We start from the raw sequence: 13,736 nt of genomic DNA, 5'->3' as shown, positions 1-13,736 counted from the left end.
GGAACGATGAAAATCAAGTCAAACTATACCAAGTTATTCGGTGCATTTTCGCTTACATTTTTGGGTGATGGACTTACACTGGCTGCGGTTCCTTGGCTCATATCAACCCTTACAAGCGATACGCTGTATGCTTCTGTCACCATGACGGCACTTCGTTTACCCTGGCTACTATTCAGTCTTCCTGTAGGTGTCCTCATCGACCGTTACTCACGCAAACATATGCTGATTGGCGCAGGTTTTACTCGAATGCTCCTTCTGCTTGGACTGACGTTATGCATCTGGGGAGGATGGGTGAGCATTCCGATTCTGGCTCTGTTCATGTTTGGTATTGGCCTGAGCCGAGTTGTATTCGACAGCACGGTGCAGACGGTCATCCCTCAACTGGTAGATGAGAGTAAATTGGAAAAAGCGAATGGGCAGTTCACCGCCGGACAGTTAATCACAAGTGATATTCTGGGCGTTGCCCTGGGAGGGTTCATTATCACCCTGCATATTGTTTTTCCTTTTGCCATAGACGCCGTAACGGCTGTAGTTGCTCTGCTTTTTTTAATCAGTTTGAAGGGAAACTTCTACCCAGGGGATACGGAAACAACCAAGAAGGAAGTTCGCCCGATGAAAAATTGGAAACGTGAGATGTGGTCCGGTATTCAATATGTCTATCATGATCGTTTTCTCCGCGGATTAGCCATTCTATCTGTCACCATTACGCTGATGTATTCGATTATCTTGGCTACTCAGATCTTTTTTGTACGAGATGTGCTTCAGTTGGATGCTTTTGCATTCGGTATTCTCATCTCCATTGCAACAATCGGCAGCATTGTAGGGAGCCAGGCTGTTGCATATATGCGTAAGAAATGGAGTACAAAACAATTGATTATTTCCTCCATTCTGTGCATGGGAATCATCTACGGTGTGGTGGGTCTTACTACAAATGCATATATGGTAGGCGGCCTGTATTTCTGTGCTGCATTTTTCATTATTGTCTACAATGTTACCCGTTCCTCCATCCTGCAACGTTCCGTTCCTAATGAGATGCTTGGCCGGGTCGGAAGTGTGTTTCGCTTTTTGTCCTTTGGGATCAGTGCCATTGGTACGCTTCTCGGCGGATTATTGGTGCGGGTTAGTGAAACGACATTTGATCGCGTATTCTCGCTGCAACTCCCTTACCTCTTGTTAAGCCTGATCTATATCCTGTCTGGTCTGGTGTTCACTATGAAGATGAAGAACCGTTCAGAGAGCCAGCAGCGTAACTTCAACGCTTGACTGTTACGTTAGGTCATACTTGATAATGATCTCAAGCTTACATGAAGGAGAGATTAAAGATGAAGATTACCGCGTTACGTTCAGATCAAATCTATGAGGAGATCATCCAGGCTGCACCCGATGAGAAATTGGAGTTATACCGCGAGCGAATGATGAGTCCATTCATGAACAAATGGAACATTCAACAGATCCCGTTTCGCTCTCAAGAGCCTCACGGCTTCGACGTGATTATGATGAATAACTTTATGAATATCGCTCCAGCAGATATCACACCTGAGATTAACGAATCGTTAGCAGCGATTTCGTCTGAGGCATTTTGGCAACAGTGTCATGAAGCTGTTCGTACGAGTCTATCCACCTTTACAGATCATGGGATTGAGCTATCGGTCTCCGAATATCTATACACGATTTTATTAGGCGACAAGAACAGTCCATCACTCACCATGAACGAAGGCATCAGCGGAGATGGTGGAATCCCGGGTTATATTATTGCGAACCTGATCCCCAATAGGTATACTCTACCTCGTATGCAATCCGTGTTAGCCCATGAATGCAATCATAACGTAAGGTATCAATATATCCAGTGGAATCCACAGATTACGCTTGGGGAAATGGTTGTTAGTGAGGGGCTGGCCGAGAGCTTTGCGACATCCCTGTATGGAGAAGAGTTGCTAGGCCCCTGGGTAGCTAAAACGGATATGGAGACTTTGAATAAAGTAATCAAACCGAAGATGAAAGACCAGCTGCATGTCACCGGTTTTGACCAAATTAATCCGTATCTATACGGCGATGAACTTGCCATCATGCAAAACTTCACGCCCGTAGGTATGCCCTATGCGGCTGGCTATTCTTGCGGTTATCACTTAATCCAATATTATCTGAACAAAACAGGTACACCGATTACCCAAGCAACCATCACTCCGGCAAGTGTCATTCTTGCTGAAACAAAGGAATTTTGGAATGAAGACACCCTATTTCACCGTTAAAGATATCATTCAGATTACTGGCATCACCAAACGCGCATTACATTATTATGATAAAACGGATCTATTGAAACCGAGCAAAGTCGAGGACAACGGCTATCGCTATTATGATCAAGAGGCACTGGGGAATCTGCAGATGATTCTCTTGTTCAAAGAAATGAATTTCTCATTAAAAGACATTGCAGCCATGATGCAACTCTCCAAAGACGAACAGAAAGAAATCCTGAGAGAGCACCGCAGTACACTCGTTCAACGAAAACAAAAGCTCGAAACCATCATCGACCAGTTGGACGAGTATGTGGATGGAACGGATATCTCTCATCTTAATCTGTTTGATGACTCTTCCATTCTGTCTATTCAAGAGCAATATGAATCCGAGGCAAAGTTTGTCTATGGAGACACCGAGAAATATCAGGAATTCGAAGCTAATGTGAGCGAGCTGTCTGCGGAAGAGCAAGAAATAGCCTACCAGCAGTTCTCGGTCAACGTAGAGCAGGTATTTCGGGAATTGGCGAAACATCAGGATCTGTCCCCTGCTTCTGGTGAGGTACAAGCGTTAGTGCGTAAATGGAAGAGTTGTCTGGAGCAGTTTATGGTCTGTGATATTGAGATTCTGAGGTGTATTGCTGAAGCCTATACGACGGATCGTCGCTATGCGGGTTATTTTGATCAGTTTGACGATGAGAATTTTTTGAGGTTTTTGTATCAAGCGATTATGGTTTATGTGGAGGTTGGGGAGGTATCAGGTGTGAAAGATTTTAGGTGACCTCCGAAAGAACGCACTGAAAAAACACGGAACAATGGTAATATCAATTAAACGCCCCATTATGTAAATGATCAATCTAATAAACCCATGGCTAGAGCACCTTAGCCATGGGTTTGATGATGGATATTTTAATTTCTAGAAATGTTTTTATCTGAACTCACCGGCTAAATCAACTCCGTCAAATGTAGCCTTTGGATAATAATAAACAAACATAGGTAGGCCTGTGAATGAATCAGACTTATTTAAGGTAAGGAAATCCACTTTGCCAGACGATGTCTGGCTTACTGTATTGTTATAGATTTTACCTATTGCTCCAGTTTCAAAATTTACAATACCTACACAATCAATTTTAACTTCTGCTCGGATGTTTCTTTTTATGCCAGCTGTGTCCCATGCGTCCATATAGAAATTCCAACTATTTTTACCGAATCCGTTATCGTATTCTACATAACCAGTTAAAGCTAATGTTTTATTGTTACCTGTGAAAAATTTCTTTGATACCGAAAAGACTGATACGTCCCCTTTATTTTGAATATATGTTATATTATTGTTTAAAGCTGAGTTTTCTTTTAAATATTGTGTATCTTCGTCAGAAAATGGTTCGTTCACTTCATACTTATCTAGTATATTTTGTATTTTTAAGGCTGTATCTTCCTCACCTGTACTTGCGTGGGCTGAATTAGTAAAAAGAACGGAAATGGATATTGAAACCAAGAATAATGTCAATAACATACTGATCTTCTTCACTTTAAAACCTCCTAAAAATTATTATGAAAGGGGTTTCGACAATGCACATTGTGTGGAATAATATACTTATTCTCGTTGTTAGCCTTCTTATCTTAGCTGGACTAGTTTCTGGCACAATCTACTTTTTAATAAAAAATAAGTCTAAATAGTTCACCTCCTTATCACGATACCACTTCCATATATTATATATTATTCAATAAATTAAAATAAAACCCTCTTTTAATATTAATAATGTCTAATCTTTTTTAAGTTGATATATTTGTTGTTCGATCTCTCTGCAATTATTAGACAGTTCCCCCTATTCGAATAATATAAGTGAACTACAAAAAGTTAATTTCAAGTAAGCAAAAAGCGTACCACTACTCCATTGGTACGCTTTTTGCTTTCTCTTCTTGGTAAATTTTTATTTGCCAAGTAAAATTTCAATTTGACTGACTGTATAAGAACTTCTTCTCGCTACTTATCAATAACTTCCTCGCTCAAAATACGTATGCAGCCGATACAGACATATTTCCCGTGTCCAGCGATATAACACTGCCTGTTCCTCCCTATCATGCACTTTTACATTCAGCGAGAACACGCCATTCTCGAAACGGGTCATACTACTCTTCGCCCCGCTCCACTTGGACATTGGCATGTCGATAATCAACTTTTCAATCTCCGTTGCCGTCTTCTCATTCCATTCCCATAGCGCAAGTTTGCCTTTGTCCGAAAAGTCTTTCCGTTTCCGATATTCCTTCTCCGTCAGGTACGTATGGAAAAAACTCGCCATCTCCCCCGGCGTGATCGGGTCCATCCAGTGCGCTTCGCCTCGCTCCAGCATGTACAGCAGCACGATCATTTTGTAGCTTTTGTTCATGAGTGTCTTCTCCACATCACGCAGCCACGCCTCATGCCGGACGTACACCTCTCCCTCAGCAGGGGACAGCAGCTCCGCCCAATAGAGAAATCCAACATAGGAACCAAAATCGCTTCGATATCCGATACTCTTCGAACGCCCCATCAGATGCAACTCCAGATAAGTCGGAATACGCCCCAGCTCTCGCTTCACATCCAAAAAATCCTGATGCAGCTTCTCGCGGCGCGGCAGCCGTTTGCGGCTTAGCTCCTGAAGCAGATTCACCACTCGGGTCTCCAGATGAATCCCGCAGTTGTCTGGAACTTCCGGTACAGCCGAATCCCGGTCTTTCGCGGTTCCCTCCAGCTCCCCGCGCACATCCAGCAGACTCAACTTTACATCCGCATTGCGGTAATTCCCGATCAGGTCAATGATGACGCAATGTGATTTGCCTTCCGCCAGCCGCAAACCGCGACCTACCTGCTGAGTGAACACCGTAAGCGACTCCGTTGGACGCACAAAGAGTAGCGTGTCTACACTCGGAATATCCGTACCTTCATTGAACAGGTCCACCGTTAACACAACCTCCAACTCACCCGCATCAAGCTGCCGAATCGCTTCCTCCCGCGACATTTCCGATGTTCGCGAATGAAGACTGAGCACCTTCACCCCCTGACTGCGAAAATACGCAGCCAAATAATCCGCCTGACGGATCGACGAGCAAAAACCAATCGTTCTCGTCTGCTTGTGTCGGACCCAGGCTGCATAGATCGTCTCTACATGCTCCTCTTGCAATTGAACGGCCATGAGCTGTTCTTCATCATACTTTGTCCCGATCCAGCGAATCTGCGAATAGTCCGTATCGTCGAATACCCCGTAATATTGAAATGGCGCCAGCCAACCTCGCCGGATCGCTTCAATAAAATGCATCTGGTAAGCCACATTCCCATCACAGAGCGCATACACATCCTTGCCATCCAGCCGATCCGGGGTAGCCGTAATGCCCAGAAGGAACTTAGGCTGAAAATGCTCAATCACTGACATGTACGTCTTCGCCGCCGCATGATGAAACTCATCCACCACAATCAGATCAAAGGCATCCACCGCAAATCCATCCCGGTGCTTCTGCATACTCAGCGTAAAGATCGAAGCATACACACAATCCGCCGCCCCATCCTTGTACTGTCCGTTATAGATCCCATGACTGCGCTCCGGCATGATCCGCTGAAAAGACTTCTTCGCCTGGAACAAAATCTCTTCCCGGTGCGCCACAAACAGCACCCGCTGGAACCGCTGGGCGAAGAAACCCGCCAGATACGTTTTGCCAAGCCCGGTCGCCATGACGACCATCGCTTTGTCGTACTGCTCCTCCATCGTGCCCTGGAGTGCTTCAAGCGCATCCAACTGCGCCAAACGCGGCTGAATCGGGGCAAGCGACAGCTCGGCGGCTTCTTCCTCTTTGTCCTCAGGTAGCCCCGTCTCGAACTCTGCTTCTTCCATCTCCATGATCCGCTGGATCATCTCCGGGTTCTTCTGGTGATATTTGCGGTACTCTTCCTCATACAGCGCAATCGAATCCGGGTTCACTGGCAAGGTTGTCTCGTGGTAGAAGCTCTGCATGAATTTGTCCAAAGCCATCTGGAACGTATACGGCTCCGCTTCCGCATTCATCGCCAGATTCCATTCATACCCCGTCTTGAGCGCCGTGAACGAAAAGTTAGACGAGCCGACAATCAGCAGTCCTTCCCCGTTGTCATGATCGAACAGATACGCTTTCGGGTGAAAAGAAGTGCCCATACTTCGCCACAGCCGTGTCTCAATTCGGGGATGAACCTCACACAGCGCCCGCAATCCTTCTGGCTGTGTTATGTACAGATAATCTCCCGCGAGCATCCGCACCTCGGTCCCACGCTCCGCCGCCCGCTTTAAGTGCGGGGCCAGCAGCTTCACACCAGACTGCATAATAAAGGACGTCATAATATAAATCCCGGATGCATGTTGCATCCGGGCAATCAGTTCGTCTGCCAAGTTATCTGTAATGAGTTTAACGTTAAGCTTCGTCGACATCGATCAGATACACCCGTTCCTGGAATCCACCACGCTCCTCGGCTTTGTCTGCTCGAAGCTTATCCAACTGGGCCGCATTCGCCCCGTGTACCTCCGCCAACGCCCGGATGACCTCCAGCATGTCGGCTAGTTCTTCTAGGGCTTCCTGATCACTCGCTGCATTTACGTACTCATCCGATTCTTCTTGCAACTTCGTTCTTAATTCTTGCTTATACTCCTCCGGGTCCAGAATGCGTGTGCGGCATTCCTTACCGCTGGATGTGATAATATGCGGGATCTTGTCCCGCACCAATTTGTTGTATGTAGGCATGTGGTATAACATCCTTTCTGCTGTGAGAGCCTTCGAGCCTCGCGCTAGAATCTCCCTTTTTGCCATTATACCATTTGCCGTGGTAAGGGAAGGATTGATTTTGTAGTGCAGTAGATTCGATTGAGGAGATGAGAATAACCCATGACTACTCGTATTCGAGTTGAAATGGGCTTTCTGCCAATTAAAGTCTAATTGTTCTGCATCAAACTCTGGTTAAGAAGGATTCTAAGCCAACAGTTTTGCGATAATAGCATTAATATTCGTTGTTTCTTTATCAATCTCGACCAAGCAAGTGTCATCATCCATAGCTGGTTCATAACCGATTCTAACCTTCTCAATTGCATACTTGTTCTTAATATCAAGAATATACTCTATTAACTTCTGAGCTTTTAACGTTGTCTCTGAATTTTCTCCGCTGAACAATTCCTCTCCAGGAAAGTTAATTACAATATCTCCAAATTCCTCATCAAATGAGAATACAATCATCACGTCGTTAAAGGTATGACCCCGGTTAAGCTGAGACAACAATACATTTCCCGTTCCCTTAGGAGAAAGAATCTCTTCAAGGCTCTCTATTTGCTGAAATTCAATATCGTTTTCACTACGGTTATCATAAAAGTGAGAACTTTTGATCTGATCCGCCTGAATGTTCAAATCATTCTTAATGAATCGATCCAGATTATTTTTGTTAAAATCAATTAAAATGATTTCTAAACTTTGCACAATACAGACCCTCTTACATCAGGTAATTCTTCATATCACATTAATTCGGTATTGTAGGCGCATGTAGTTGCTTATGTTCCAACCCAAACCATTGCTCAATATGATTACATAACAATGGAATGTCTTGAATGGCTTGCTCACAGATTTCTTTATATGAATCTTGAAGCACTTCCTCAAGTTCCAAATTCACTTGATATGCCTCAGTTTGTTTAGCATGGTGCACATCCGCTGGCTCAATGACATAATTTTGATTTTTGGTTAAAGGACTTACATAGATCATCCACTCAAGGTTTCCCTTAAAGTGCTGAATACAATGCTTTAATTCCTCGTAAAGCTGATCAGCGTTATGGAATCTAAAATAAAAACCCGCAGGTTTCTCATATATCCGATTCGGATTATACATCTCTGTTCTATTCCATTCATACGAACCTAATTTGGCCAAGGTATACGCCATAAGTTCCGGCATAAGCACCTCTTCTTTACTTTTCATGTAAATACTTTTTGACACTTTATCCACCTCATTTGAGAGTACGTTTACTTACTACAATATCACCATTGTTCTGTCTACTCACTGTATCCATGTATTCCTTTACAGGAACGGGATCACTAGTCAGACGAGGATCATATATATATTTGCCATCAGAATATACAGTATGGTAAACGTATGATTTCATCTCCCCATACTCTTTAACTTGGATATCCTTTAATTCTGTCCTCGATTTAATCGTGAAAATCTCGCCTCTCCCACCTGCCGCATGAGCTAAATCATCTGCAATTTCCGAACAATCGTACGCTAGCTCTTTTTTGTAAAATTTCGACTTCGATTCCATCGTATTTAGAACCGCCGAATTCCCTATTACAGTAGTCGATTCCTTGGTTAATTTAGTTCCATGTTCAGGCGTGGGACTTTTATTAGAAGAAGTCCTCTCTCTCACACCATCTAACCTAGATTTTGATAGAACTGATCCATCTTTCGGAACCTTATAACCCCTATTATACGTTCCTGTAAAAGCCAACACGAGCTTAGCAGTCTGTAAACCTCCAATAGAAACTGCTGCTTGCCATGCAGGTATGGATTCTCCAGTTACGGGATGATGACCTTCCTTAAATGCGCTGATCTGTTCATCATATATATCTCCCCCACTAGACACCGGTTGCTTAGGCCCAGCCCTCATTTCCTCATAGGTACCACCCTGTTCCCAATACTTAACAAACTCCTTTTGCCCTGGCATCCCATCCTCTGCTTCACTGGCAGGCATGTTAACTCCAAACAAAGGGTTATATACCATTCGTCGTTGTTCTTCTGTGTTACTTATATTATGGTTCATCATTGTATGGACAGCAATCTGTCCAGCAACGGCTCCCAAGCTCACCTGTTCCTGATCTGCTTGTTCGAATCTCTCAGCAATCGCGAACAGATCTTGGGATGACTTAACCATACTTTCCAGTGCTCGATCAAGTACTGAACGTGACTGCTGAAAATCATAGAAAAATCGTTCTTGTGTTGCTCCCGCCCACTGAGACTGGATGAATCCGATCCGTGCGGTCAGGTCATTACGTATACCCTCCAACTGCTGCCTACCCTGCTCGATCTGTCTGGATACATACAACAGTTGCTCTGGTGTCACTTTAATTGTACTCATATCATTCTCCGCGTTTGAAATAGGATTTTACCATGTTAGCAGAAGCTTGATGTATATACATCCTTCTAACATCCTAATCTTTCCTTTCTCACCATAACAATATTTCCAACAACGTACTTCGTAGGTCTTAATTCAAAGGAAATCTTCTTAATCTCTTGATTTAACAGAAAATAATTAACAAACACACCAACGGGCACGCCGTTAACAATGCCGCTGTAAAACTGATCTGTGCCGCGACTCGTCCTCCGGTAAACTCTTGCCGTGAAAAGAACATCCAGATCGAGAGGTACGTAGCGCCTAGTGGGAATGAAATTATCCCTCTAAACGTACTCGGTTCCATGTATCCAGTCATCATGCTTTTACCAATTAGGATTAGAGTAACCAATTCCAATATAGATAATATGAAAAACACGATAGCAATCACTCTTTTCAAAATGTACACCTACTTTCTAGACGCAAAGCAAAGAGCATCCTTTGTATTCTCTGCATCATATATCCTTTATTTGGATGATGTCATCTTGTAAGCGTAACATAGATAAATCAAACATTTAACCCAAATGATCAATTAAAAAAACATCTTACTCTGATGAATCCTTCATCAAACGTGCAGATAGATCATCCAATATCTCTTCCGTTCGTTGAATAAGACTTTCGATGTTGTTTAGTTTTAGTGGTTGATCGTGTGGACAATCCTCCAAAGATGACATATGTTGCATCGTGCCGATGAACAATGCAATATCCAATCCGAGTTCAGTGTCCGTATGCACTAAAGGCAAGATTTCATTCATGGTGAGTTCTTTGGGGGGATGAACTGAATGATACTTATGGATATAAAGCGCCTTAATCATGGAAGCTAGAGCCCAATCACATAGAATTAGGCAGGCTTTAAACTGATTGTGATTACACATGATGGCGGAAAGTTTGAGATGATACTTAGCATGTTGGTGGTAGGCCATTATTGTGGTACGTAGCATGTGGTAAGCAGGAGTATGTTTGGAACTAGGTTGTGTGGAGATATCATGGTCTTGCAAACGTGGGGTAAAATCTACTTGGTGATTACAATGTGCTACGGTTATGGACCAATTTCTTGCCATTGTCATCCCTCCAAAGAGTTAATACCAGTATTATACAATAAAATGATACATATAGTAATCAATTAGATTATTTGTATTCTTCGTTTGGTGTTTACCTTGAGGAAACTTGTCTACACTTTTGAACATAGAGAGGTGAATACCATGAACGAGGACAGAGAAGTTCTGAAGCTGGTCGGAGCCAGAATTCGCGCACTACGCAAAGAAAGAGGGTATTCACAGGAATCCCTCGGAGAAAAAGGTGGATTTCATTTTTCATACATAGGACAGATCGAACGTGGAGAAAAGAATGTTTCTTTGGTAAACCTCGCAAAGATCGCTGAATCTTTGGATGTTAATTTGATTCAATTATTTGCTTATATAGAAGAAGAGTTTGAAGTAACTGAAGATGAGAAACAAATCAAAGAAATTGTACAACTGCTAAGAGATTCTTCTCCTGATAATATTCGAGTAGCCAAAAATGTTATTAAAGGAATATTGATGTGAAAGCACGAACCCTATCCGTCCATTTATGGACGGATAGGGTTTCTCTCTACTTTGCACAGTCCATGGTACACATCATTTTGAATTTGCTCTGCTACATAAATAATTCATCAATTCTTGATCCCGACAGTAAACATAACAACCTTTCATACCCCGAGACATCAAAATTTTATAAATATTTTTGATAAGTTTTGTTAGTTCCTCATTCTTAAATTTAAGCCCTCGTTTTCCCATTCTATCTTTGTACTCATCATAATCTGAATAAAGTTCCATTTTCTCCGAATCGAATTTAAGATCATTCCCTATAATTACGCCTACATAATCAAATTCAAGACCTTGAGATGTATGAACGCACCCGATCTGATCTATACCACTCTCATGAATTGCCCAGGTGCTTGATATAGAACGTGCATTCCAAGGCATAGCAAAACGATGTTCTTCAATAGTGACATCCGGAATTTCCCCATTGCGATTACCTTCTTTATCAGCTGTCCAATTCCAAGCAAATCCTGCTAACATCCTCGCCTTATATCCCTGATCGTTTTTACTTTTGATTAGATCGTATACTTCGTTAGGCGTATCTACTAATTTGAATTCAAAAGAATCTTGATCCCAACCATCGAAATTAGCGGTGGGACGAATCTGTAAAGCATCATCAACCCAATTCAAAAATCCTTCTGCTCCAGAACAACGGAACTGTGCTGCTAGTGAATATTCATGCACTTCCGAATCATATAGGGCAGCTAAACGTTTAATCTCGTCTATAGAACCTATATCTTCAGGACGAATACGTTGAAAGTCATCTATGAAAAACACATTCACTTTAGATGCTTTTATGATATCCTCGATCTGATTCTCCCCAAGATATTGATATGCTCCTTTACCTTTTAAACGATGCGCCTCATCCACTACAAGTACGTCGAACATATCAGCTGGCTCTTTGTAAAACTGACTTGATCCCGTAAATAACATCTTTGTCCTAGTTTTGTTTCTAGCTTGTCGCTGAGTCAAGGTCTCTACCATAACCGTCCGGAATGAAGCATTCGGGGCAATGAATTTAACATTCAACTTATTTTTAAGTAATCCACCAAGGGCATTCATAGATATCACTGATTTACCTGTTCCAGGCCCACCTTGCACAATGATTGTGCGTTTTACATCTGTTTGCTTGGCAAGGCTCATAATGGCCTCGTATGCAACCTTCTGCTCATCAAGTAAAACAAAATCAGAGTTCCCTTGAAATAATCCATCGATATGATCGATTAGCTTCTTGGAAGGACGAATCTTACCGTTCTCAATTAAATAAAGTAAATTAACTCCATTTCCTTCACCTACATGCCTTTTCAGAAAATCTTGAAGTTTAGATGCATCATCAGCTAGAAACAAAGGAGCTTCACGGATGATATCCTGATATTGATTATATTGGAGAGGGTCAGGCTGAACTTTTCTGTAATTATGTAGATATGCACATGAGTATCCGTTAATATCTTTAGAGTATACAGCCTCATTCATATCACTCAAATATTGTTTGTATGACCAAGCTTGATACGAAGGATGCGGTGTCTCTCTTGTCCTACCTCCTATAAAAGCCCTTACTACATCTTCTCGATCCATAGCCTCTACTGAATCCCATTGTTTTAACTCAACGATCACAAAGTTATCATTCTTCTGTTCATCCTGACCTGCAATGATAAAATCTATCCGCTTACTTGTAGAAGGAATATTATATTCAATCAATATTCCGCAGTCATCTGCTACCTTCGAATTACGGATAATTTTCTCCATAAACTGCATAGAGTTGTTCCAAGCTCGTACTTCCCCTTGATTAGGTCTTTTTCCCATGCCTTTAATGAATGCTTCTTCAATCTGAACTGTAATTTGGTTGTTATCAACTGATTCCCGGAAAGCTAATGCGTTACTGCTGTAGATAATCATGATGCGCCGCCTGTAATTGAATTAATTCATCTGATTTTTATATGTGATAATCTATTGATTCTTCTCCGTTTCTCAATAATCTTAAAAAATAAATTTTTTCAGAGAGTATCTCTGATCGTTGTTTTGTGCGGAATACTGTCGCTTCCTCAATATGTAACTCATTACCAAGTAAAAAATACTCATTATCAATAGGATAATAGATATACCATTTTATATTGTCCTTAGCCTTAATGTAAAAACACTCCTCAGAGTATTTATTGTATTTCTTCAATAGTTGCGTTGCTGTCTGAATTGTCAAAGCAACAAAACAAATATTCACGAAGGTAATGGTTAAAAGAATAGCTATAATAGAACCTAACAACTGTTCAATTATATTAAAGTTTATAGATAATTGACTTTCTAAAATTGTCGCAACTAAAAAACCAGGTATAAATGAGAACAAACATCCAATATGAAAAATAAAGATTATGGATACCACAATAAATTTATTGGCTTTTGGAAGTAATCTATCAAAAACATCTATCTTAAAATAAGATACATAAATTAGAACAACATAACTAGTAATAGTTCCCCATAGAATATAGTAGACAATGGACGAACTAATTTTAATTTCGTAAAAGAAAATAATTATAAGGCAACTACACAAAACAGAAAAAATAAAATTCATGAAAAATTTAAACATTCTAACATATAACTTCTTTTCTTTAGTGAAGAATAATTGCTCGATTTTAGTAGACGTTACAGTAGTTATTATTTGATTTTTTCTTATAAAAGCAACTAAAGTTCCAATGAAAACAATTATACTGCCCAGACCACTAATTTTTGATATTATTGACCATTCCGCAATTTGACTCCACACTTTCTTACAGCTCCATTCCAACTTATAA

At 41.5% G+C, this 13,736-nt stretch carries 13 protein-coding genes; 4 read left to right on the top strand and 9 right to left on the bottom strand.

The window, feature by feature from the left end; all coding sequences use genetic code 11:
- The first annotated feature begins 6 nt into the window (after positions 1-6).
- The 3 genes from V6668_RS05155 to V6668_RS05145 are packed head-to-tail and all read left to right on the top strand — an operon-like array spanning position 7 to position 3,012.
- The gene (locus tag V6668_RS05155) at positions 7-1,263 is read left to right on the top strand and encodes an MFS transporter (protein WP_076319379.1); all 1,257 of its coding nucleotides are present in this window, start codon (positions 7-9) and stop codon (positions 1,261-1,263) included.
- Between the two features lie 59 nt (positions 1,264-1,322).
- Positions 1,323-2,249 (top strand): DUF2268 domain-containing protein, encoded by a 927-nt coding sequence (locus V6668_RS05150; protein WP_338707869.1) that lies wholly within the window; start codon positions 1,323-1,325, stop codon positions 2,247-2,249.
- A complete protein-coding gene (locus tag V6668_RS05145; RefSeq protein WP_338707868.1) occupies positions 2,224-3,012 on the top strand; it encodes a MerR family transcriptional regulator in 789 nt (262 codons plus the stop codon). Before V6668_RS05150 ends, V6668_RS05145 begins: the two co-directional genes overlap by 26 nt.
- 147 nt (positions 3,013-3,159) lie before the next feature.
- Here V6668_RS05145 and V6668_RS05140 read toward each other — a convergent pair whose 3' ends face one another.
- The 7 genes from V6668_RS05140 to V6668_RS05110 form a co-directional block, all read right to left on the bottom strand.
- Entirely contained in the window at positions 3,160-3,759 is a 600-nt protein-coding gene (locus V6668_RS05140; RefSeq protein WP_307539568.1) for a hypothetical protein, read from the bottom strand.
- A 463-nt stretch (positions 3,760-4,222) separates the two neighbouring features.
- Positions 4,223-6,664, bottom strand: coding sequence for a DEAD/DEAH box helicase family protein (locus V6668_RS05135; RefSeq protein WP_036672581.1), 2,442 nt, complete (start codon positions 6,662-6,664; stop codon positions 4,223-4,225).
- Entirely contained in the window at positions 6,648-6,974 is a 327-nt protein-coding gene (locus V6668_RS05130) for a nucleoside triphosphate pyrophosphohydrolase (protein WP_036672582.1), read from the bottom strand. The genes V6668_RS05135 and V6668_RS05130 overlap by 17 nt, the downstream gene beginning before the upstream one ends.
- 225 nt (positions 6,975-7,199) lie before the next feature.
- On the bottom strand, positions 7,200-7,697 hold the full coding sequence (locus V6668_RS05125; RefSeq protein ID WP_338707867.1) for a hypothetical protein: 498 nt from the start codon (positions 7,695-7,697) through the stop codon (positions 7,200-7,202).
- 40 nt (positions 7,698-7,737) lie between these two features.
- On the bottom strand, positions 7,738-8,214 hold the full coding sequence (locus V6668_RS05120) for a hypothetical protein (protein ID WP_338707866.1): 477 nt from the start codon (positions 8,212-8,214) through the stop codon (positions 7,738-7,740).
- Between the two features lies 1 nt (position 8,215).
- Positions 8,216-9,340 carry a WXG100 family type VII secretion target gene (locus V6668_RS05115; RefSeq protein ID WP_051446974.1) on the bottom strand — a complete coding sequence of 375 codons (1,125 nt, stop codon included), beginning with the start codon at positions 9,338-9,340 and terminating at the stop codon, positions 8,216-8,218.
- Positions 9,341-9,918: 578 nt separating this feature from the next.
- A complete protein-coding gene (locus V6668_RS05110) occupies positions 9,919-10,434 on the bottom strand; it encodes a hypothetical protein (protein WP_051446973.1) in 516 nt (171 codons plus the stop codon).
- A 141-nt stretch (positions 10,435-10,575) separates the two neighbouring features.
- Here V6668_RS05110 and V6668_RS05105 point away from each other — a divergent pair, with 141 nt between their 5' ends.
- Positions 10,576-10,917 (top strand): helix-turn-helix domain-containing protein, encoded by a 342-nt coding sequence (locus tag V6668_RS05105; RefSeq protein ID WP_036606225.1) that lies wholly within the window; start codon positions 10,576-10,578, stop codon positions 10,915-10,917.
- Positions 10,918-10,989: 72 nt separating this feature from the next.
- Here V6668_RS05105 and V6668_RS05100 read toward each other — a convergent pair whose 3' ends face one another.
- Positions 10,990-12,849: a DUF2075 domain-containing protein gene (locus V6668_RS05100; protein ID WP_036606224.1), complete on the bottom strand. Its 1,860-nt coding sequence runs from the start codon at positions 12,847-12,849 to the stop codon at positions 10,990-10,992.
- Between the two features lie 37 nt (positions 12,850-12,886).
- Positions 12,887-13,708: a hypothetical protein gene (locus V6668_RS05095; protein WP_036606223.1), complete on the bottom strand. Its 822-nt coding sequence runs from the start codon at positions 13,706-13,708 to the stop codon at positions 12,887-12,889.
- Positions 13,709-13,736: the final 28 nt, after the last annotated feature.

Source organism: Paenibacillus amylolyticus, assembly GCF_036894225.1.
Lineage (GTDB): Bacteria > Bacillota > Bacilli > Paenibacillales > Paenibacillaceae > Paenibacillus > Paenibacillus amylolyticus.
Note: the sequence above shows the minus strand (reverse complement) of the source record. Positions and strands in the feature narration are given on the sequence as shown.